General features: G+C 60.9%; 17 protein-coding genes. 11 read left to right on the top strand and 6 right to left on the bottom strand.

Going from position 1 to position 22,400, the window contains the following annotated elements:
• Positions 1-87: 87 nt before the first annotated feature.
• Together FHX05_RS06045 and FHX05_RS06040 are read right to left on the bottom strand one after the other, a co-directional pair.
• Positions 88-816 carry a GntR family transcriptional regulator gene (locus tag FHX05_RS06045; protein ID WP_183870949.1) on the bottom strand — a complete coding sequence of 243 codons (729 nt, stop codon included), beginning with the start codon at positions 814-816 and terminating at the stop codon, positions 88-90.
• Between the two features lie 83 nt (positions 817-899).
• Positions 900-1,847 (bottom strand): DMT family transporter, encoded by a 948-nt coding sequence (locus tag FHX05_RS06040; RefSeq protein WP_183870948.1) that lies wholly within the window; start codon positions 1,845-1,847, stop codon positions 900-902.
• A 139-nt stretch (positions 1,848-1,986) separates the two neighbouring features.
• Between FHX05_RS06040 and FHX05_RS06035 the strand changes: the two genes are divergently transcribed.
• On the top strand, positions 1,987-2,748 hold the full coding sequence (locus FHX05_RS06035; RefSeq protein WP_112604400.1) for a helix-turn-helix transcriptional regulator: 762 nt from the start codon (positions 1,987-1,989) through the stop codon (positions 2,746-2,748).
• Positions 2,749-2,750: 2 nt separating this feature from the next.
• Here FHX05_RS06035 and FHX05_RS06030 read toward each other — a convergent pair whose 3' ends face one another.
• Positions 2,751-3,635 (bottom strand): sigma-70 family RNA polymerase sigma factor, encoded by an 885-nt coding sequence (locus FHX05_RS06030; RefSeq protein ID WP_183709209.1) that lies wholly within the window; start codon positions 3,633-3,635, stop codon positions 2,751-2,753.
• Positions 3,636-3,768: 133 nt separating this feature from the next.
• Here FHX05_RS06030 and FHX05_RS06025 point away from each other — a divergent pair, with 133 nt between their 5' ends.
• The gene (locus tag FHX05_RS06025; protein WP_183709211.1) at positions 3,769-4,227 is read left to right on the top strand and encodes a carboxymuconolactone decarboxylase family protein; all 459 of its coding nucleotides are present in this window, start codon (positions 3,769-3,771) and stop codon (positions 4,225-4,227) included.
• Positions 4,228-4,288: 61 nt separating this feature from the next.
• On the opposite strand, the gene FHX05_RS06020 is transcribed toward FHX05_RS06025, so the two are convergent.
• On the bottom strand, positions 4,289-5,200 hold the full coding sequence (locus tag FHX05_RS06020) for a LysR family transcriptional regulator (RefSeq protein WP_112399208.1): 912 nt from the start codon (positions 5,198-5,200) through the stop codon (positions 4,289-4,291).
• Positions 5,201-5,433: 233 nt separating this feature from the next.
• Here FHX05_RS06020 and FHX05_RS06015 point away from each other — a divergent pair, with 233 nt between their 5' ends.
• The 6 genes from FHX05_RS06015 to FHX05_RS05990 all read left to right on the top strand — a co-directional run bounded on the left by FHX05_RS06015 (position 5,434) and on the right by FHX05_RS05990 (position 15,843).
• Positions 5,434-6,246, top strand: a complete 813-nt coding sequence (locus FHX05_RS06015) for an alpha/beta hydrolase (protein ID WP_112399207.1) — start codon at positions 5,434-5,436, stop codon at positions 6,244-6,246.
• Positions 6,247-6,416: 170 nt separating this feature from the next.
• Positions 6,417-7,607, top strand: a complete 1,191-nt coding sequence (locus FHX05_RS06010; protein WP_112334957.1) for an efflux RND transporter periplasmic adaptor subunit — start codon at positions 6,417-6,419, stop codon at positions 7,605-7,607.
• A 120-nt stretch (positions 7,608-7,727) separates the two neighbouring features.
• Positions 7,728-10,925 (top strand): efflux RND transporter permease subunit, encoded by a 3,198-nt coding sequence (locus FHX05_RS06005; protein WP_112399206.1) that lies wholly within the window; start codon positions 7,728-7,730, stop codon positions 10,923-10,925.
• Between the two features lie 326 nt (positions 10,926-11,251).
• Positions 11,252-12,136, top strand: coding sequence for an NAD(P)-dependent oxidoreductase (locus tag FHX05_RS06000; RefSeq protein ID WP_112604406.1), 885 nt, complete (start codon positions 11,252-11,254; stop codon positions 12,134-12,136).
• A 7-nt stretch (positions 12,137-12,143) separates the two neighbouring features.
• A complete protein-coding gene (locus FHX05_RS05995) occupies positions 12,144-13,928 on the top strand; it encodes an IlvD/Edd family dehydratase (protein ID WP_183871197.1) in 1,785 nt (594 codons plus the stop codon).
• 145 nt (positions 13,929-14,073) lie between these two features.
• On the top strand, positions 14,074-15,843 hold the full coding sequence (locus FHX05_RS05990; RefSeq protein ID WP_183870947.1) for a GGDEF domain-containing phosphodiesterase: 1,770 nt from the start codon (positions 14,074-14,076) through the stop codon (positions 15,841-15,843).
• Positions 15,844-15,868: 25 nt separating this feature from the next.
• On the opposite strand, the gene FHX05_RS05985 is transcribed toward FHX05_RS05990, so the two are convergent.
• Complete coding sequence (locus tag FHX05_RS05985; RefSeq protein ID WP_183870946.1) at positions 15,869-16,888, bottom strand: YeiH family protein; 1,020 nt, start codon at positions 16,886-16,888, stop codon at positions 15,869-15,871.
• A 115-nt stretch (positions 16,889-17,003) separates the two neighbouring features.
• Here FHX05_RS05985 and FHX05_RS05980 point away from each other — a divergent pair, with 115 nt between their 5' ends.
• Positions 17,004-17,885, top strand: a complete 882-nt coding sequence (locus FHX05_RS05980) for a LysR substrate-binding domain-containing protein (protein WP_183870945.1) — start codon at positions 17,004-17,006, stop codon at positions 17,883-17,885.
• A gap of 15 nt (positions 17,886-17,900) precedes the next feature.
• On the opposite strand, the gene FHX05_RS05975 is transcribed toward FHX05_RS05980, so the two are convergent.
• Positions 17,901-18,710 (bottom strand): DeoR/GlpR family DNA-binding transcription regulator, encoded by an 810-nt coding sequence (locus FHX05_RS05975; RefSeq protein WP_112334951.1) that lies wholly within the window; start codon positions 18,708-18,710, stop codon positions 17,901-17,903.
• A 309-nt stretch (positions 18,711-19,019) separates the two neighbouring features.
• On the opposite strand from FHX05_RS05975, the gene FHX05_RS05970 reads away from it, so the two are divergent.
• Together FHX05_RS05970 and FHX05_RS05965 are read left to right on the top strand one after the other, a co-directional pair.
• The gene (locus FHX05_RS05970) at positions 19,020-19,898 is read left to right on the top strand and encodes a choline kinase family protein (protein ID WP_183870944.1); all 879 of its coding nucleotides are present in this window, start codon (positions 19,020-19,022) and stop codon (positions 19,896-19,898) included.
• A 9-nt stretch (positions 19,899-19,907) separates the two neighbouring features.
• A complete protein-coding gene (locus FHX05_RS05965) occupies positions 19,908-22,355 on the top strand; it encodes an FAD-dependent oxidoreductase (protein WP_183870943.1) in 2,448 nt (815 codons plus the stop codon).
• Positions 22,356-22,400 lie beyond the last annotated feature (45 nt).

Here is a 22,400-nt window from a genome sequence, read left to right as displayed (position 1 = left end):
TCGCTCTGAATATTGGGATTGAAATCTGATTTTGATCATTTGATCACAAAATACTTTAAGGTTCAACCAAATTCCTTGGTCTCTTGTTTAGGCCTGGCGGCGACCGGAGCTTGAGCCCTTGCGGGGCTCGTCCTGCGTGGCCGGGCAGTAATCCTGCAGGATTTCGTGGGTGCGGCTGATATCGGCGACAATACCGTCGCGGGCGGCGGCGAAGTCTCCGGCCTTCAAAGCATCGACGATGGCAACGTGCTCGCCGGCGGGATCGAGTTCGCCGCTGCGCATCAAAGGTTCTGCAGAGGCGGAGAGCATGCGCATATAGGGGCCGAAGCGCAGCCACAGGGTCTCGATCAATTGGAGCAGCACCTCGGAGCCTGAGGCGCGATAGATGGTGAAGTGGAACTGCTGGTTCCTGGCCATGAGATCATAGACATTAGCGCCTCGACCGATCACATGCTGCTCCCCGGCGATGCGATCGAGCGTCGCTATGTCGCCGACAGTGAGGTTCGGAAAACCGAGCTCTGCGGCCAGACCTTCGACGGCGATGCGGGCGCGGCAAAGATCGTTCAGCCGGGCAAGAGTAACGATCGGGATGCGGGCCGAGCCGTTGGCTGCGACCTCCAAAGCATTTTCAGCCGCAAGACGGCGCAGAGCCTCGCGCACCGGCATATTGCTGGTTCCAAAGGTTTCAGCAAGCGAGGCGATGGTCAGCGTCTGACCGGGATCGAAATTGCCTACCATGAGCGCGTTCCGCAGCTGCTGATAAACGCTCTCCTGGATCGTCGTTCTGGAGGACACCGGTTCCAGGGCTATGCGCACGCTTGCTTCCTCTCCGCTTCTCGGGACTCGTTCATGGTAGAACGAAGGGCGAGCGAAAGGAAAGAGGCCTCTCGGAGTGGCGGTCAGGCTTCCTCGGTTTCCCAGCTTTCGTCATCGGCCGGATCATTCTTCGCCCGAGGCTTGTGTAAGCCGAGCCCAACGCCGATGAGGGCAAGCGCACCGCCGATCGCATGATAGGAATGCAGCTGTTCTCCAAGCAGCGCCCAGGCCAGCGCTGCAACGACGATTGGCAGGAGATTGATCAACAGCGAGGTGCGGCTCGCGCCGAGCCTCTGGATACCGATCATCCAGCAAAGCGGCGCGAGGAGGGAGGTCGGGATTGCAGCATAAAGGATCAGCGGTAGGTTGGTGGTAGTGATTGGCGAGATATCGCCCATCAGGAAAATCGGGATCAGCAGCAAGGTTGAAAAGCCGATCTGCCAGAAAAGCTGCTGCCACATGGGAAGCGGCATCGCCCAGCGTCTCAGCATAACCCCATAGAGCGCATTTGAGAGAACGGCGATGATCATCAGGCCGTCGCCAATGTGGAAGCCGCCATTCACAAGGCGCATCGGATCACCCTGCGATGTCAAATAGATAAGCCCTATCAGCGAGATGGTGCCGCCTGCTAGGCTCGCCACGGTGAGCTTTTCGCCCGCCAGCAGGCCGGCTAGCACCGTCGAAAGAAGCGGCATTAGAGCGATCGTCACACCCATATTGACAGCTGATGTCGTCTTGGCCGCCTCGTAGGCGAGGCTCTGATAGATCACCATGCCGAGGGCACCGAGGGTGGCGAGCTTCAGCCAGTGCTGCCGTAGCAGGGAACGATTGCGCCATGCCGCGCGGCCGACAAAGGGCATGAGCACGAGAAAGGCCAGCAGCCAGCGATAGAAGGAAATCGAGCCTGGCGAAATCAAGCCCGCCGATGCCTTGGTGACGACCGTGTTGCCGGACCAGATCAGCACCGTCAGCAAGGGCGCAAGGCCGGCCGTGCTGACGATGGATGCGGAAGCATTCTGCTCGGTGCTCATGTGAATGGTCTCTCGTCGTCTTGTGGCTTGGGGCGAAACGAAGGACGGCGGATTGGGTTCGCCATCCCAAAGACTTTGTACTGCCTGTCCGAATTCTGGTATATAGCGAGAATAAGACAGCCCGTAGCGAAATCAGGACATGTCCGGCAGGCCTCCACGCATCGAGGGTGATCCGCCCAACCCGGTTTCCTTCCGAACCGAAAATTACAGAGCGGGTACGGTTTTCCCCAAAAAGAGCCAGCCGTGGGGCGAGCTTAATTATGCGATTACCGGCATCTGTGAGTTCGATATCGAAGGCATGCGCTATCTCTCGCCGCCACATTATGCCATCTGGCTGCCGCCGCAGACGATGCACGGCGCCGCCATCCAGCACGATCTGCGCTATGCGACCGTCTATGTCGAACGCGCTCTTTGCGCGAACTTGCCTGACAAGCCATCGACGCTCAGCATCAGTCCGCTGCTTAAGGCAATCCTGGCGGATTTTGCTGCGCGTGATGTCACCATACCTGAAACAGCCGAAGATTTGCGGCTCGCACAGGTTCTGGTCGATCAGATTCGCCTGGCGCCGCGGTGCGAGAGCTACTTGCCGCTTTCCGACGATCCGTTGCTCGGCCCGTTACTGAGCGCCTTGCAAGCCGATCCCGGCGACCGGCACTCCCTTGCGGAATGGGCGCGCCGGATGGGGACGACCGAGCGCACGCTGTCGCGCCGGTGCCAGGATGATCTCGGCCTTTCCTTCAATGAGTGGCGGCTGCGACTGAAGCTTGTTGCTGCACTGTCGATGATCGAGGCCGGAGAGCCCGTGTACCGGATTGCAACGCAGCTGGGTTACAGCAACGCGTCGGCCTTCATTGCTATGTTCCGCCGGCTCACAGGCACGAGCCCGACGCAGATGCGCTAATCTCAGGTTTCAATCAAAACGATCTCCAGCTTGTGCAGTTCTTCCGGATCGGCCATCGCGTCGATGACGGCAATCATGCCATCTGCATTGAGGGTGCAACGAAGGGCGATGCGTAGCTGTCCGTCGATGACGACGATGGCACCGACCGCGCCGTTGATGACCGCCAGCCGGGCTCCCCGCGCACGGCCCTGGAAGGTCTTGGCGACATCCATGCGCCCGCGGATTTCGCCTGCCGCCCCCATGCGGGCGGCAACCGCATCCGGACGGAAAACGGCTTCGGGATCGAGGACGGCGAGCAGCGCCTGCAGATCGCCGTCACGCGAGGCGGTGAAGAAGGCGTCGACGACGTGGCGCTGGCGGGTAAGATCGGCCTCCGTCGTTGATGGCGTGTCCTGTACGCGGCGGCGGGCGCGGCTCGCAAGCTGGCGTGTCGCGACCGCCGTGCGCCCTAGAATCGGGGCAATGTCATCGAAAGGGACGTCGAACATATCGTGCAGGACGAAGGCCAGCCGTTCGGCCGGGTTCAGCTTTTCCAACACGACCAGAAGGGCGAGGCCGACGGAGTCCGCGAGCAAGGCATCCTGCTCCGGGTCGGTGCCGTTGCCAGCCTCATGCACCACGATCGGCTCTGGAACATGGATGGTCAGCGGCTCCTCGCGACGCGATTTGCGTGATCGCAGCAGATCAAGACAGATGCGCGCCGTGACAGTCGTCAGCCAGCCGCTTAGATTTTCGACGCCGGACGTATCGCTCCTTATCAGGCGCAGCCATGTCTCCTGCACCGCATCTTCGGCCTCAGCGCGCGAGCCGAGCATGCGGTAGGCGACGGCGCGCAGATGCGGCCGGTTCGCCTCGAATTTCTCTGCCTGCCACTTTTTTTCGTCCATCGGTCACATCTCCTCATCCTCATCCGTCAAACCCATGACGAACGAAATCCGGCCGGTGTGACATCGGATCGGCAGGAAAGTGCATCGTCGGGAAATGAGCCGCAACAGGCTCTGATAAATGGAGGAAAGAAACATGCAAGCTCGTATGAAGAACCCAGTCCTTGTTCTGCCTGAAACGCTGCAAGCGCTTCTGGCCGTCAGCAATTCGATCAAGGATCAGGGTCTCTCGGAAAATATCATGGACCTCGTGCATCTTCGCATCAGCCAGATCAACGGCTGCAGCGTCTGCACGGATATGGGCTTTCGCAAGCTCCAGAAGGCCGGCGAGACGATGGAACGAATCGTCGGCGTCTCGGCGTGGCGCGAAATGCCCTATTTTTCGGATGCCGAGCGCGCGGCTCTGGCTCTCGGGGAAGCGGCCACCCGGCTTGCCGACCGGTCCGATGCCGTCAGCGACGAGATCTGGAACGAAGCAGCAAAGCATTTCGACGAAAAGGCTCTGTCGGCCCTGATCGTTTCGATCGCGATCGACAATGTCTGGAACCGGCTGAACGCCACGGTCCGGCAGCAGGCAGGCGCATCCTGGAACTGATCGTCCGCAATGAGCGCCACCGTCTTCCCACTGCATGGTCAGAAGACGGTGGTCCGCATTTTCAAGCCTCGCCCACTCGCGAGGTCACCAGCAATTTGGCCATCCAGTCCACGAAGACACGCACCTTGTTGCTCAGGTGCCGGTTGGGCGGATAGACGATATGCAAGGGCAGCGATGGCCGGGTCCAGCCGGAAAGAATGGGGACGAGTTCGCCGCGTGCAAGCGCATCGCGAGCCATGAAGCTCGGAACTTGCGCGATGCCGAGCCCCATTAAGGCCGCCTGGAGATAGCTGCGGCTGTCATTTACCGAAAGAATATAGCGCGGGCTGATTTCCAATGCCTCGTTGCCGTGTTCGAACAGAAACGGAATCGTACGGCCGGTTTGCGCGCGGAAATAGCTGACCGCATAGTGGTTGGTCTCAAGATCTTCCGGCCGTTCCGGCGTCCCATGCTTCTCAATATAAAGAGGGGCTGCGCAGGTGATGAGGTGGATCTCGCCGACGCGGCGGGCGATCAGCGACTGGTCGCTCGGCATGCCGGCGCGCAGCGCACAATCGACATTTTCGGCGAGATAATCGACAAGCCGGTCGCCGACACCGAGATCGATATGGATGTCGGGATAGCGCTGATGGAAATCGCAAAGCGCTGGCATGACGATTTTTTCGGCAAAGGCGCCGGCCATTTCCACGCGCAGGCGGCCGCTTGGCAGGCTCTGCGAATTGCTGATGCTGCCGTCCAGCTCCTCGATCTCCGAGAGGATCTGAATGGCGCGCTCGTAATAGAGCGCGCCATCGGTCGTCACCATGACGCGCCGTGTGGTACGATTGAGAAGCTTGGCGTGCAGATGCGCCTCAAGCGACTGGATGAGCGTCGTCACCGTCGCTTTCGGCATGGAAAGGGCTGCCGCGGCGCGGGTAAAGTTACCCGTCTCCACCACACGCGCGAATGCCCGCATTGCTGACAACTGGTCCATTCCGTGATGCCCCTCGGCCGAAAATGAAGAGGCCGATTGTTTGTTATTCTGAATAGTCTGATCGAATGTAGGCTACTTATTCTCAGAGCGGAATAACAATATGTTGCTTCGTAAGTTGTTGCAATGCGGCATGGGGGCGCCAAAGACCGCATTTCGAGAATATGGTCACAAAGCGTGGTAAACCGCTTTTTGGATTGGGACATATTCGCTCGAGCAGACAGGGATTTGGGTTGATGAGTGCGCCGTGGAAAGATGTTGTGCTGGAAAACGTGCCTACGGGCCCGGTGGCAGCTCGGATCTACAACGGTGATGGTTTGAAGAAGGCGGCGCCGCTGGTGCTTTACCTGCACGGGGGAGCCTTTCTCGATACCGACCACGCGACCAACAGACCGGTGGCGGCAAGCCTCGCTGAGGCAGGCGCCATCGTGGTAGCAGCGGATTATACGAGCTGCAATCAGAATGCTTTTCCGAAGGTGCTGGAATGCGCTTACGGACTTCTCGCCTACCTCAGCAACAAGCGGAACATGCTTGCGTTGGGCGGGGCGAAAAAATCGCTGCTGTTTGTCGCCGGAGAGGAATCGGGTGGCAATGTCGCAGCGGGCGTCGCTTTAAAGGCGCGCGATCAGATGCCCGGTTCGTTGGACGGACAGGTTTTGATATCGCCTTTGCTTGATCCCTTCATGGGATCGAAATCTTTCCTCCAGGCGGAGGAAAGCGGCATGCGCGAGCGCTGGACGGAGGGTTGGAACCGTTACCTGGGTTTCCTGGGCGGTGTCTGTCACCCCTATGCAGCGCCTCGATACTGTTCGCGGCTTTCGGGCCTCGCGCCGGCATTGGTGCTCACGGCCGAGGACGACCCGCTCCGCGACGAGAGCATGGAATACGGCAGTCGGCTGAAAGCGGCTGGCGTCCGTGTTCGCCAGCAAGTCCTTCCCGCCGGGACAGGCTGGCCCACCCTCTATGGCGGGCAGTCGAAGGACAAGCCTTCGTGGCAGCAGGATATCTGCTGTTGTTTCAAGGGTTTTGTCGAAGACGTGCAGGCTTGATCGACTAGGAGATCCCGTTCGCGAGGGATGAGCGCGGACTAGATCTATGTCGAAGGCATGAGACCGGAGCGATGGTCACGCGGATGCGCGGTGCTTCGGCCCCTGATTTTATTGAGACGATAGGAATTTGCGGTCCCGTATCCCAAGACGGGGCCAAAGGAGAGACTGACATGAAGTCCAACGATAAGCGCTGGGCCCTGTGGGGTGCTGGCATGGGTGTTGCTGCGGCTGTTGCAGGTGCGGCCTTCTATCTGGATCTGCCGCGCGGCGCCCAGGCGACCGAGGCGGCAAGCCAGGCTGCGAAGCCGGCGATCCCCGTTACGGTTGCCGCTGTCGAGCAGCGCGACGTAACCTCCTGGCAGGAATTTTCCGGCCGTCTGGAGGCTATCGACCGTGTCGAGATCCGTCCGCGTGTCGCCGGGGCGATTCAATCAGTGCATTTCCGCGAAGGCGCGCTGGTCAAGCAAGGCGATCTGCTTGTGACGATCGATCCGGCGCCCTATGAGGCGGTGGTTGCCCAAGCTCAGGCGCAGGTCGGGGCGGCAAAAGCCAAGCTCGATCTCGCCAAAGTGGAAATCGATCGCGGCCGGAAGCTCTTCGACAACAAGACGATTTCGCAGAGCGACATGGATACCCGCACCAGCAACTCTGCCGAGGCAGAAGCCAATCTGAAGGCAGCGCAAGCGGCCCTTCAGACTGCGCAGCTGAACCTCGACTATACGCAGGTCCGTGCCCCGATCGCCGGCCGGGTCGGCAAGATCGCCGTCACTGTCGGCAATCTCGTGGCGGCCGGCTCGACCTCGCCGGCATTGACGACGCTGGTTTCGGTCGATCCGATCTATGCGAGCTTCAGCGCCAACGAGCAGACCGTCACCCAGGCTCTGGCCGAACTGCCGACAACCGGAGGCGCTTTTCCACCGGTCGAGCAGATCCCGGTTCAGATCGGTACTGCAAGCGACAATGGCACGCCGATCAAGGGCAAATTGCAGTTGATCGACAACGAGGTCGATGCGGCGAGCGGCACCGTCAGCGTTCGCGCCGTCTTTGATAATCCGGGCGGCCGTCTTATCCCCGGTCAGTTCGTGCGGGTCCGTATGGGGCAGCCGAAGGCCGAGAATAAGATCGTCATCGATGATCGTGCAGTCGGCACCGACCAGGACAAGAAGTTCGTCTTCGTCGTGGATGGCGAGAACAAGGTCAATTACCGGCAGGTCCAGCTCGGATCGCTGGTCGACGGCCAGAGGGTGATCGAGAACGGCCTGAAAGCCGGCGAAAAGATCGTCGTCAACGGGTTGCAGCGCATCCGCCCCGGTGCAGTCGTCGCGCCGCAGTTGGCCGAGAAGGTTGCGACCGCGCAGTAAGGCTTCGCCTTCTGCCCGTGGGCAGAAGGCCGACATTCCGAAATCACATGATCCGCCGGCGGCTCTCAAACCGTCGGACAGGAATTTTGCATCCGTTCTCACCCCAGAGGGGGCTTTGATATGAACATCTCCAGATTCTTTGTCGACCGTCCGGTCTTTGCCGGTGTTCTTTCGGTCCTCATCGTGGTCGCCGGCCTGATCGGCCTCAGAGCGCTGCCGATCTCCGAATATCCAGAGGTCGTGCCTCCCTCGATTGTCGTGCACGCCACCTATCCCGGCGCCAACCCGACCGTCATCGCCGAAACGGTGGCGACGCCGCTCGAAGAGCAGATCAACGGCGTCGAGGGCATGCTTTACATGTCCAGCCAGGCGACATCGGACGGCGCTCTCAACGTGACGGTCACCTTCAAGCTCGGCACCGATCCGGACAAGGCGCAGCAGCTCGTGCAGAACCGCGTTTCGCAGGCCGAGCCGCGCCTGCCCGCGGAAGTCCGTGCCCTCGGCATTACGACCATCAAGAGCTCGCCCAACTTCATCGTGGTCGTCAACCTCGTCTCGGACGGAGCCGACCACGACATCACCTATCTGCGAAACTATGCGACCCTGAACATCAAGGATCGACTCGCCCGGATCGAAGGCGTCGGGCAGGTGCAGGTCTTCGGCGCCGGCGACTATTCCATGCGCGTGTGGATCGATCCGCAGAAGGCCGCCGAGCATAATCTTGCGGCCAGTGACATCAGCAATGCGATCAGCTCCCAGAACGTCCAGGCCGCGGCCGGCATCATCGGTGCCTCACCCAGCCGGCCGGGCGTGGATCTGCAGCTCAACGTCAATGCCCAGGGCCGCCTGCGCACGCCCGAGGAGTTCGGCAACATCATCGTCAAGACGGGCGCCAATGGCGAAATCACCCGCCTTCGCGACGTTGCCCGCGTCGAGCTCGGCGCGGAAGACTATACGCTGCGTTCGCTGCTCGACGGCAAGCCGGCCGTCGCCGTCGCCGTTCTCCAGGCGCCTGGTTCGAACGCGATCGAGATCGCGAACAATGTGCGCTCGACCATGGACATGCTGCAGCAGGCCATGCCTGCGGGCGTCAAGTACGAGATCGTCTACGACACGACGAAATTCGTCCGCGCCTCGATCGAGAAGGTGATCGACACACTGCTCGAAGCCATCGCGCTTGTCGTCCTCGTCGTCATCCTGTTCCTGCAGACATGGCGTGCCTCGATCATCCCGCTGATCGCCGTTCCGGTGTCGATCATCGGCACCTTTGCGGTGATGTATGTCTTCGGCTTCTCGATCAACGCGCTTAGTCTGTTCGGCCTGGTGCTGGCGATCGGCATCGTCGTGGACGACGCGATCGTGGTGGTCGAGAACGTCGAACGCAATATCGAGAACGGGCTCAGTCCGCGAGACGCCACCTACAAGGCCATGAAGGAAGTCTCCGGTCCGATCATCGCGATCGCGCTGGTCCTCGTCGCGGTATTTGTGCCGCTCGCCTTCATCTCCGGCCTGTCCGGCCAGTTCTACCGCCAGTTCGCGCTGACGATCGCCATCTCGACCGTCATCTCGGCCTTCAACTCGCTCACCCTGTCTCCGGCACTGGCATCCCTGCTCCTGAAGGGTCATCATGCGCCGAAGGATCGGTTGACGCGGATCATGGACGCGGTCTTCGGCTGGTTCTTCCGCGGCTTCAACCGGGCGTTCGGAGCCGGTTCGAAATACTACGGCAAGGGCGTCGGCGGCCTGCTGTCGCGCAAGAGCATCGTCATGGTGGTCTATCTCGCGCTGGTAGGAGCGACCTATAGCCTGTTCACAACGGTTCCAGGCGGTTTCGTGCCGTCGCAGGACAAGCAGTATCTGATCGGCTTCGCACAGTTGCCGGATGCCGCAAGCCTCGACCGTACGGAAGACGTGATTAAGCGCATGACGGACATTGCGCTGAAGCAGCCAGGCGTCGCCAATGCGATCGCCTTTCCGGGCCTATCGATCAACGGCTTCACCAATTCCTCGAATGCCGGCATCGTTTTCGTGACGCTGAAGGACTTCGAAGAACGCAAGACGCCCGACCTTTCGGGTGGGGCGATCGCCATGGCACTGAACCAGAAGTTCGGCGCCATCCAGGATGCCTTCATCGCCATGTTCCCGCCGCCGCCGGTCAACGGTCTCGGTACGACAGGCGGCTTCAAGCTGCAGATCGAGGATCGCGCCGGCCTCGGCAACCATGCGCTCGACCAGGCGGCCAAGGCGGTGATTGGCAAGGCCTACCAGACACCGGAACTCACCGGCATCTTCTCGAGCTTCCAGATCAACGTGCCGCAGCTCTTTGCTGATCTCGACCGCGCCAAGGCCGAGCAGCTCGGAGTCTCCGTCACCGACGTCTTCCAGACGCTGCAGATCTATCTCGGTTCGCTCTATGTGAACGACTTCAACGCCTTCGGCCGCACCTACAGCGTCCGCGTGCAGGCCGATGCCAAGTTCCGCGCTCAGCCGGAAGATATCGGCCAGTTGAAGGTTCGTTCGGCATCGGGTCAGATGATCCCGCTTTCAGCCCTGCTGAAGGTGGATGCCACGACCGGTCCGGAACGCACGAACCGCTATAACGGCTTCCTGGCGGCTGACATCAATGGCGGCCCGGCGCCCGGTTTCTCGTCCGGCCAGGCACAGGCGGCGATCGAGAAGATTCTGCATGAGACGTTGCCCCCCGGTATAGACTTCGAATGGACTGATTTGACCTACCAGCAGATCTTGGCCGGCAATTCCAGCGTCGTCGTCTTCCCGCTGGCGCTGCTCCTGGTCTTCCTCGTGCTGGCCGCCCAATATGAGAGCCTGACCTTGCCGCTCGCCATTGTCATGATCGTGCCGATGGGCGTCTTGGCGGCGCTGACCGGCGTCTGGCTCACGGGTGGAGACAACAACATCTTCACTCAGATCGGCCTGGTGGTGCTCGTCGGTCTATCAGCCAAGAACGCGATCCTGATCGTGGAATTCGCCCGCGAGCTGGAATTCGAGGGTCGCACGCCGGTTCAGGCTGCGATCGAAGCCAGCCGCCTGCGTCTGCGCCCGATCCTGATGACCTCCATGGCCTTCATCATGGGTGTCGTGCCGCTGGTCACCTCGACCGGTGCCGGTTCCGAAATGCGTGCCGCCATGGGTGTTGCGGTGTTCTCGGGCATGATTGGCGTCACCTTCTTCGGCATCTTCATGACGCCGGTCTTCTACGTGCTGATTCGCAGACTGACAGGCAACCGTCCGCTCAAGCAGCATCACCACAACGACAACGAACATTCGGCGGAGGTACTCCCGATCGCCGCCGAATAGGGGCCGTGCCGAGACTTAACTCCAATACTCGACATGCCAGGGCGGGGCCGAAAGGTCCCGCCTTTTCTATGTTCATATTTTCGTTTTAGCTAATTTACCCTTATTTCGAAGAATTTGCTGGTGGTCGCTGATTTCCTTTGCATGATGGCACCAGAGGTTTATCAAGCTTTGGGAAGAGTTGATTGACGTACATCGGGCGTGGAGGCGCCCGTGGAATTTGGGAGTTGAGGCCACCGCAGCCGGAAGACCGTCGCCGCATTCGCACGGCGAAAAGGCTCCCGTTATTCTGTTTCGGTGTCCGATGCGTTCCATTCGGAGGATAGTTTATGCACGGCAGGAAGATCGCTTTTCTCGGAACGGGATTGATGGGCGCACCGATGGCGCGGCGGCTGCTCGCTGCTGGTTTTGCGGTGACGGTCTGGAATCGCGACCGGAGCAAGGCCGAGCCTCTGGCTGCCGATGGTGCGACGGTCGCCGATACTGCCGTAGAGGCTGCTCGAGGAGCGTCCGTTCTTTTCACCATGCTGACCAACGGCGGCGCCGTTGGTGAAGTCCTGTTCGGCAGCGGTGTCGCCGATGTGCTGGAGGCCGGGACGATCGTAATCGACCATAGCTCGATATCGCCGACCGTTGCCCGCGAACACGCCTTCAAACTCGCCGAGCGCGGCGTCAGGCACATCGATGCGCCGGTCTCCGGCGGTGTGGTCGGGGCGGCTGCCGGGACGCTTGCGATCATGGCCGGCGGCGATGCTGCGGTCATCGACAGCGTCCGCGATATAATGGCGCCCCTCGGGCGTATAACCCGCGTTGGTCCGAGCGGAACAGGCCAGCTCGCAAAGCTCGGCAATCAGCAGATCGTTGCAGTAACCATCGGGGCCGTTGCGGAAGCGATGCTGCTGGTCGAGGCCGGCGGCGGTTCGCGTGAGGCGTTTCGGGATGCCATTCGCGGCGGCTTTGCGGAAAGCCGGATTCTGGAGCTCCATGGCCAGCGCATGATCGAGCGCAACTTCGAGCCGGGCGGCACCGCTCGCAACCAATTGAAAGATCTCGATACGGTCCTGGCGGCGGCGCAGAACCTGTCGCTTCATCTGCCGCTGACCGAAGCCGTCCGTGCCGAGTTTGCCGAATTCGTCGAGAATGGCGGCGGCGAGCAGGATCACAGCGGTTTGCTGCAGCATCTGGAAGACAAGAATGCCCGAGGAAAGGCTTGAGGAAGAGATGAGCGATAAGGGTGCATCCAAGCGTCGTCTGCGTTCGCAGGACTGGTTCGACAATCCCGATCATATCGATATGACGGCGCTTTATCTCGAACGCTTCATGAATTACGGGATCACGCCGGAGGAGCTGCGGTCGGGCAAGCCGATCATCGGCATTGCCCAGAGCGGTAGCGATCTTACGCCCTGTAACCGCCATCACCTCGATCTCGCCAAGCGCGTGCGTGACGGCATCCGCGATGCGGGCGGCATTCCGATTGAATTTCCAACCCATCCGATCTTTGAGAACTGCAAGCGACCGACGGCGGCGCTCGACCGCAATCTCGCCTATCTCGGCCTGGTGGAAGTGCTCTATGGCTATCCGCTCGATGGCGTCGTGCTGACGACCGGCTGCGACAAGACTACGCCCTCGGCGCTGATGGCGGCTTCGACCGTCAATATTCCGGCGATCGTTCTGTCCGGCGGCCCGATGCTCGATGGCTGGCATGAGGGCGAGCTTGCCGGTTCCGGCACGGTGATCTGGCGTTCACGCCGTAAGCTGGCGGCAGGCGAGATCGATGAGGAAGAGTTCATGGAGGCTTCGCTTGCCTCTGCGCCCTCCATCGGCCATTGCAACACGATGGGAACAGCCTCGACCATGAACGCCATGGCCGAGGCGCTCGGCATGTCGCTCACCGGCTGTGCCGCCATTCCCGGCGCCTATCGTGAGCGCGGCCAGATGGCCTACCGCACCGGACGGCGGGCCGTGGAACTGGTGCTGGAGGATATCAAGCCTTCGGATGTGCTGACGCGCGAGGCCTTCCTCAATGCCATCAGGGTCAATTCCGCCATCGGCGGCTCGACCAATGCACAGCCGCATCTTGCAGCCATGGCCAAGCATGCCGGCGTCGAACTTTATCCCGACGACTGGCAGGTGCACGGCTTCGACATTCCGCTGCTCGCCAATGTGCAGCCGGCAGGCGCCTATCTTGGCGAGCGTTTCCATCGCGCCGGCGGCGTTCCGGCTATCATGTGGGAGCTGCTGCAGGCCGGCAAGCTCGCTGGCAGTTGTCCGACGGTTACGGGTCGGACGATGGCGGAGAACCTGAAGGGCCGGGAGGCGACGGATCGCGAGGTCATCCGTCCCTTCGCCGAGCCGCTGAAGGAGCGCGCCGGTTTCCTGGTTCTTAAGGGTAATCTCTTCGACTTCGCCATCATGAAGATGAGCGTCGTCTCGGAAGAGTTCCGCGGCCGCTACCTGCAGGAGCCGGGGCACGAGGGCGTGTTCGAGGGCAGGGCGGTCGTCTTCGATGGCTCTGAGGATTATCACAAGCGCATCAACGATCCCGATCTCGATATCGACGAAAAGACCATTCTCGTCATTCGTGGCGCCGGGCCGATCGGCTGGCCGGGATCGGCGGAAGTCGTCAACATGCAGCCGCCCGATGCGCTTCTGAAGCGCGGCATCCGCAGCCTGCCGACGATCGGCGACGGACGTCAATCGGGCACGGCCGACAGCCCGTCGATCCTCAACGCCTCGCCGGAAAGTGCGGCCGGTGGCGGCCTTGCCTGGCTCAGGACCGGCGACATCATCCGCATCGATTTCAATCAAGGGCGGTGCGACATGCTGGTGGAAGAGGCGGAGATTGTGCGTCGCAAGGGCGATGGAATTCCGCCGGTGCCGCCGGATGCGACGCCGTGGCAGCGCATCTATCGTCGTTCAGTTACGCAGCTTTCCGATGGAGCGGTGCTCGATGGGGCCGCCGATTTCCGCGACATCGCCGCCAATCCGCCGCGGCATAATCATTGACGGGGCATGGCCGGCGGCAGGGATTGCGGCGTTGCTGTTAATTTGGGTAGCTTGCGCAGCCATTAAAGTTCGCGAAAGGGAGTAGTGCAACTATCATTGGCTGCGGTTAGCTAGTCTCTTCTATTTCCGAAGGGGGTGGAGCTCTTTGGCAGAGACGATATCAGGGCGAAGCGAAGAAGAGTTCCAGGACCTTTTGAGGAGGCTGGAGCTGGCGCTGGAGGCGTCCCAAATCGGCGTGTGGCAGCATAACGTCAATGAGCAGCAACTGCTCTGGGACCAGCAGATGCATAAGCTCTACGAAACCGGGCTCCAAGAGCGCAAGGTTTCCTCCGACGTCTGGATGAATGCGTTGCATCCGGAGGATGTCGAAAGGGCCATCCAAGACTTCGATGCCGCGCTGGCCACGAAGGGTTTCTATAACTCCCAATTCCGCATCATTCTGCCAGGAGGCGAGGTGCGCCATCTGCGTTCGCGCGCGCATTACTATGAGGACGCCGAGGGGGCGCCTTCCTTCATCGGCGCGGAATGGGACGTCACTGCCGACGTCCTGCTCAATCGCGAATTGTCCGGCCAAAAGGCTATCGCCGAAGCGCGCGCCGTCGCCTTGGAGCACAGCCGTGCGCGAATAGAGCATGCCGCCGATCACGATTATCTTACGGGTCTTCCGAACCGCCGCTATTTCGACCGGCGCCTGGCCGAGCTGCGCAAAGACGCCTCTATCGAAACTTTGGCGATACTCCATATCGATCTCGATGGATTCAAGGAGATCAACGACAAATGGGGACATGCGGCCGGTGATGCTACGCTGCAAAGCGCCGCCGCTCGCATTTCCGGAGCGATCACCGCCAACGATGTCGTTGCCCGCATCGGGGGCGACGAGTTCGTCGCCGTGCTGGTCAATATCGGCAGTATCGAACGGATTCAGGTGATCGCTGACGATATTTTATCGCGCTTACGCCGGGAAGTGCGTTTCGGCAACGAGATGCTGCGAATCCGTGCATCCATCGGCGTGGCGCTCGGCAAGACGAGCGGCACCGGCAATCTTTTGGCAGAATCCGATGTCGCTCTTTTCCAGGCCAAGAAACTCGGCCGCAACCGGGTAGAGTTTTTCACACCGCAGCTCCAGTCCGATCTGCATGCGGAACGCCGTCTGGCCGACGAGCTGCGATTGGCGCCGATGCTGCGGCAGATCGAACCTTTCTATCAGATCCAAGTGAATGCGCAGACCCGGCACATCGTCGGACTGGAGGCGCTGGCACGCTGGCGCCACCCGGTGAGGGGATTGCTCAGTCCCGTCGCCTTCCTCAAGGTCGCAGACGAATATGGGATTACAGCAGAAATCGATGCGGCCGTGTTGAAACGGGCGCTGGCGGATCGGGCAGCTTGGGTTTCGCGCGGGCTTTCGCCGCCACGCATTGCCGTCAATATCTCCGGCCGTCGCCTTGCCGATCCCGATCTGATCGATGGATTGCGTGCACTCAGAATACCGCGCGGCGCCATAGCCTTCGAGCTGGTGGAGACCATCTTCCTGGATGAGCCGGACGAGGTTGTGCTTGCCAATATCGCTGGTATCAAGGCGATGGGGATCGATATCGAGATCGACGACTTCGGCTCGGGTCACGCGTCGTTGATCGGGCTCGTCAAGCTGAAGCCGAAGCGGTTGAAGATAGACCGGCAACTGGTGACCGCCGTAACGGTATCCGAAGAGCAGCGGCGTCTTGTCGGCTCCATCGTTGAAATTGCACGCGCATTGAATGTCGAGGTGGTTGCCGAGGGGGTCGAGACCGAGGACCACGCCCGCGTTCTGGCCGAGGTCGGATGCGATGAACTTCAGGGCTATGCCATCGGCTATCCTTCTTGCGAAAGCGAGACCGCTACTTTGCTGAAATCAGCCGAAGCATTGAGCCCGAGCTGATCCTCTGCCAGTAATGCGTCCTATGCTACTGGATCTGCAGGGCGACGATCAGACCATAACTGATGGCGCCGAGAGCTAAAAGCGATAGCGTCGCCGCAGCGATCACCTTGCCGCCGGCATGGGCGACCGAGCGAATGTTCACCGACAGGCCTAGAGCCGCCATCGCGACGACAGTGAGAATGCCGGAAGCCGTTTGCATCGGGGCCACCAGCGCATCGGGAATGAGTCCGAAGGAGCGAAGTGCCATCAGCCCGAGAAAGCCGCAGATGAACCAGGGAACCAGCGAATGGTGGCCGCTGCGTCCATCCGGCGCTGTGGTCTCGGTCTTGGTGAGGATGCCGAGCAGAAAGATGACCGGGCCTAGCATCAGAACGCGGACGAGTTTGACGAGCGTGCCGGTCTGGACGGCGAGCATCCCGACAGGGGCTGTCGCCGCCAGCACCTGCGGTACGGCATAGACCGTCAGTCCGGCGAGGGTCCCATATTGCGGTACGCTCATGCCGAAGTGGAAATAGAAAAGCGGCAGGAGAAATACGGCGGCAATGCCAAGCACGGCGGTGAAGGCCAGTGCGGCGGCGATCTCCTGCGAGTCTGCCTCGATCACCGGCGCAACGGCGACGATGGCGGAATTGCCACAGATCGAGTTACCGCAGGCGATCAAGGTCGCGAGCTTCGGCGGCAGGCCGAGTGCCCGGCCGATGAGATAGGTGGCGGCGATCGACAGCACGACGACAATGGCAATGCCGGCGATCAGCCAGACGCCGGCGCCGCGGATGGCCGAAAGGCTGATGGAGGCGCCGAGAAGGACGATAGCGATTTCCAGAAGGAACTTGGCGCTGAAATCGATGCCCGGCTTCATGGCCGGTTTTAGCGGCTTGATCGTGCAAACCGCAATGCCGAGGGCGATGGCAAGCACCAGGCTTTCGATCCACCGCCCACCGAGAAGACCGGTTTCCACATGCTCTGCAACAAAGGCCAGAAGAGCAACGGCCGAGCTAAGCGCGAGGCCGGGCAGAATTTTGTTTGCGTGTTGAGCGGGAGACATTGCGTGCCGTCATTCGTTTCTGATGATTGCTGACGGCTGGAAAGTCTCATCTGTCGATGTCGACATCCATCGAATATTATCCTATGTTTCGTTCGATAAATTAGAATGATTTCCCATGACTTTCGAACAGCTCGCAATCTTCGTCGCCGTCGCCGAGCGAGAGCATCTGACCAATGCCGCTGAAGCCATCAATCTGACGCCTTCCGCCGTCAGCTCGGCGATCAAGAACCTGGAAGCCTATTATGGCGTGGAGCTGTTTCATCGCGTCGGCCGGCGGATCGAGCTGACGGAGACGGGACGATCCTTCCTCGGAGAAGCCAGGGCGACCCTCGCACGCGTACGTGCGGCGGAACTCATGCTTTCGGAATTGGGCGGGCTGCAGCGCGGCCGCCTTGGCCTCTATGCCAGCCAGACCATCGCCAGCTACTGGCTACCGCCCTTGCTGATGCGGTTTCGTCGCGAATATCCCGGCATCGAGCTGGACCTTACGATCGGCAACACCAGAACCGTCACCGAGGCAGTTATCGACGGTGCGGCCGAGCTGGGTTTCATCGAGGGCGAGGTGGATGCGCCGGCATTGTCGATAAAGATCGTTGCGGAGGATGCGCTTGTCATCGTCGTGCCGCCACACCATCCCTGGGCGGACGGGCGACAGCTCACCGCCGCCGACCTCATAAGCAGGACATCCTGGGTAATGCGAGAAGAGGGGTCGGGTACGCGTTCCGAATTCGAAAATGCCGTCGCAAGGCTTGGTGCTTCACCGCGGGACCTCGACGTGACGCTGGTCCTTCCCTCGAATGAGGCAGTGCTCTCCGCAGTCTGCGCGGGGCAAAGTGCTGCGGCCATTTCGAGTGCTGCGGCCAAAGCCTATCTCGGGCAGGGTCTGCTGGTTCAGGCAAACTTCGATCTGCCCGCCCGCAGCTTCCGGCTGCTTCGCCACAAGGAGCGCCATGCCAGCAAGGCCGCGCAGACGCTTGAGACGATGTGCAACGGCTGAGTATCGGCGAACCCGCTATCGCCGTTCGTCCCGCTGCCGGTTGGCGATGATGAGCTCGATCTCGTTGCGCTCCAGCATGGCGCGAATGTCTGCCGGCGGTTGTTCGTCCGTGACCAGAACGTTGAAGTTTTCCGGCTCGTTCAAAACGATCGGCGCGCTGCGGCCGAACTTGGCACTGTCGGCAACGATGATGCAGTTTTCGGCGCGGCTGGCCGCTTCCCGCGAATATTCCGCTTCTTCGAGATCGTGCAGCATGAAGCCCGACGCGGCGTTGATGGCGCCGACCGAGAGGATCGCGTGGCGCACATTGAAACGACGCAGGAAATTGGCGGCTTCCATGCCGAAAGTGCCGCCATCATGGCCGCGCAATTCGCCGCCGGCAAAGAAGACGCGATTGCCGTTGCGGGTGGCAAGCGCATGGGCAACCGCGACTGCGTTGGTGACGACGAAGAGGTTCTGATGCTTCTGCAGCGCGACGGCGATGAAGGCAGTGGTCGAGCCGACGTCGAGAAACAGCGCATCGCCATCCTCGATCATGGCCGCGACCGAGGCGGCGATCATGCGCTTGGCTTCGGCATTCTCGTTCATGCGCAGATGAAGCGGCGGCTCGATCATCGAGTCCTTGATGTGGACGCCGCCATGCACCTTGGTCACAAGCCCATTGGCCTCAAGGCTGCGGATGTTGCGGCGGATGGTTTCTTCGGAAACGCCGAGCCGTTCGGCCAGGAACTGGATGCGGCTGGCGCCGCCGGCTAACCGCAATTCCTCGAGAATCTCGCGTTCGCGATGGTTGGAGTGCTGCGGTGGCTGGGATGTGCCCGGCATGGTTCCTGATCCTGTTGTGGGTATTGATCCCAAACTTCTGTGGCTCCAACTGGCTGTCCTACCGCCGCTGGGGCCATAATGCGCGCAGCATCTATCCGGTTGCTTCGCGCCTGAGTTTTTAAGACAAATCTCACCTACGGTGAAGCGCAGTCTTTAGGATATCCATAGCTCATCCGATTGGAGACGGCCGTTCGATTCCAACAAAAAACCAAATATTCGTTTCATTTTGTGGGCTGCTTCTTGACAGCTTAACGTTTGTGGGGAACCTTTCACATCCGAAGGATGCTCAGCAGCAGGACCGGAGGGGGCATGACTGCGACAGCGGAAGACAGGATACATTCTCTCGGCATCTGGCGCGGGCCGATCGACATCGAACCGCTTGTCGGCGGCATTACCAATCGCAACTATCTGGTCGGCAATGATGGTCGCCGCTTCGTCGTGCGGCTTGGATCGGACATTCCCGTTCATCACATCAGCCGCGCAAACGAGGTGGCTGCGAGCAGGGCTGCACATGCCGCCGGTCTTTCGCCTGCCGTCATACATCACGAGCCCGGCATATTGGTGCTCGACTATATCGATGCAAAACCGCTATCGGCCGATGATATAAGAAAGCCGGCAATGATGAGCCGCGTCGTGCCGCTCGTCCGGTCCTGTCATCGGGACGTCGCCCGGCATTTTCGCGGACCGGCAGCCATCTTCTGGGTCTTCCATGTGGTCAGGGATTATGCGGCCGTTCTCGAGGCTGGTGGTAGCCGGCACAAGTCGCGGCTGATTTCCTTCCTGGAAATTGCCGAACGGCTCGAACGCGAAGCCGGTCCTTTCGAAATCGCCTTCGGTCACAACGATCTGCTGGCGGCGAATTTCCTCGACGACGGCAAGCGGCTCTGGCTGATCGATTGGGATTATGCTGGGTTCAACACGCCGCTCTTCGATCTCGGCGGCCTTGCCTCCAACAATGAATTCTCCGAGACGCAGGAAGAGGCGATGCTGGAGGCCTATTTCGAAGCTTCCATCAGCGACGATCTGCGCCGGCGCTATCAGGCGATGAAATGTGCTTCCCTCCTGCGCGAGACGATGTGGAGCATGGTTTCGGAAATCCATTCCGACATCGATTTCGATTATTCTTCCTATACAGCTGAAAATCTGCGGCGGTTCGAAAGCGCATGGCAGGATTTTCGCAATTCTTGAGGTGACACGATGAAGGAACTGCCTGCTACCGCAAAGACCGTCGTCATCGGCGGCGGCATCATCGGTTGCTCGACGGCCTACCATCTCGGCAAGCTCGGCTTCACCGACACCGTGCTGCTCGAACGCAAGAAGCTGACCTCGGGCACGACGTTTCATGCCGCCGGCCTCGTCGGCCAGCTGCGCACCAGCGCCAACATCACGCAGATGCTCGGCTATTCCGTCGATCTCTACAAGAAGCTCGAGGCGGAGACGGGGCTTGCTACCGGCTGGAAGATGAATGGCGGTTTGCGTCTCGCCTGCAATGAGGAGCGCTGGACGGAGGTGAAGCGCCAGGCGACGACGGCACAGTCCTTTGGCTTGCAGATGCATCTGCTGACGCCCAAGGAGGCTTTCGATCTCTGGCCGCTGATGGATATCGACGACCTCGTCGGCGCCGCCTTCTTACCGACCGATGGCCAGGCCAATCCTTCCGATATCACCCAGGCGCTGGCAAAGGGCGCCCGCATGAGCGGTGTGTCGATCTTCGAGAATACGGAAGTTCTCGATCTGGAGATCGACAAGGGGCGAATCCGCGCCGTCATCACCGAGAAGGGGCGCATCGAATGCGAGCGCGTCGTCGTCTGCGCGGGGCAGTGGACGCGGAACTTTGCCGGCCGCTTCGGTGTCAACGTGCCGCTCGTCTCCGTCGAGCATCAATATCTCATCACCGAATCCTTTGGCGTGCCGTCCAATCTGCCGACGCTGCGCGATCCCGACCGGCTGACCTATTACAAGGAGGAGGTCGGCGGGCTTGTCATGGGCGGCTATGAGCCCAATCCTATCCCCTGGGCGCTCGACGGCATCCCTAGGGATTTCCACTACACGCTGCTCGACAGTAATTTCGATCATTTCGAGCAGATCATGGAACAGGCGCTGGTGCGCGTGCCGGCGTTGCAAACGGCCGGTGTCAAGCAGCTGCTGTGCGGCCCGGAGAGTTTCACGCCGGACGGCAATTTCATTCTCGGCGAAGCGCCGGAACTGCGGAATTTCTTCGTCGGCGCCGGCTTCAACGCCTTCGGCATCGCGTCGGCCGGCGGGGCGGGCATGGCGCTTGCCGAATGGGTCGCCAAGGGCGAGCCGCCTTACGATCTCTGGCCGGTCGATATCAGGCGCTTCGGCCGTCCGCATTTCGACACCGACTGGGTGCGCACCCGCACGCTGGAAGCCTATGGCAAGCACTACACCATGGCCTGGCCGTTCGAGGAGCATTCCAGTGGCCGGCCCTGCCGCAAGTCGCCACTCTATGATCGGCTGAAGGCGCAGGGTGCCTGCTTCGGTGAAAAGCTCGGGTGGGAGCGGCCGAACTGGTTTGCCGATCTCTTTGCCGGCGAGGAGCCGAAGGACGAGTACACTTATGGGCGGCAGAACTGGTTCGACGCCGTCGGCCGGGAGCATAAGGCTGTGCGCGAAGCGGCCGTCATCTTCGACCAGACCTCCTTTGCCAAATTCGTGCTGAAAGGCAGGGACGCGGAGGCGGCGATCTCCTGGATCGCTGCCAACGACGTCGCCAAGCCTGTCGGTTCTTTGACCTATACCCAGATGCTGAACGACCGCGGCGGCATCGAATGCGATGTCACCGTTGCCCGCATCACCGAGAACGAGTTCTACATCACCACGGGCACCGGTTTCGCCACACATGATTTCGACTGGATTGCCCGCAACATTCCGCCCGAAATGCATGCGGAGCTGGTGGATGTCACCTCGGCCTATTCCGTGCTGTCGCTGATGGGGCCGAAGTCGCGCGAGATATTGCAGGCTGTGACCTCGGCCGACGTTTCGAACGCCGCATTCCCCTTCGGCAAGGTGAGGACCGTCGGCATCGCCGGTTGCCCTGTACGGGCGCTACGCATCACCTATGTCGGCGAACTCGGCTATGAGCTGCATGTGCCGGTGGAATATGCCGCTACCGTCTATGACGTGCTGATGGCGGCCGGGCGCGAGCACGGCCTCATCAATGCCGGCTATCGCGCCATCGAGAGCTGCCGGCTGGAAAAGGGCTATCGCGCCTGGGGCTCCGATATCGGGCCGGATCATACGCCGGTCGAGGCAGGGCTTGCCTGGGCGGTGAAGACGAGGAAGGATGTCGCGTTCCGCGGCAGGGAGGCGATCGAGCGGCAGCTAGCTTCCGGTGTGAAGAAGGTGCTCGCCTGCTTCGTGCCCGACGATCCCGAAACCGTGCTTCTGGGCCGCGAGACGATCTATCGCGACGGGCAGCGCGTCGGCTGGCTGTCGAGCGGCGGTTACGGCTACACGATCGGCAAGGCCATCGGCTACGGCTATGTCCGCAATCCCGATGGCGTGACGGAGGCTTTCGTACTTTCGGGGCGCTATGAGCTCGATGTCGCGCAGAGCCGCGTGCCATGCCAGGTGTCGCTGAAGCCGCTCTATGATCCGCAGATGGTGCGGATTAAGGGGTGATCGGGAGCCGCGTATATCAACTCAAAGACCATTTCGATATGAAGC

Source organism: Rhizobium sp. BK491 (assembly GCF_014194925.1).
GTDB lineage: Bacteria > Pseudomonadota > Alphaproteobacteria > Rhizobiales > Rhizobiaceae > Rhizobium.
Note: the sequence above shows the minus strand (reverse complement) of the source record. Positions and strands in the feature narration are given on the sequence as shown.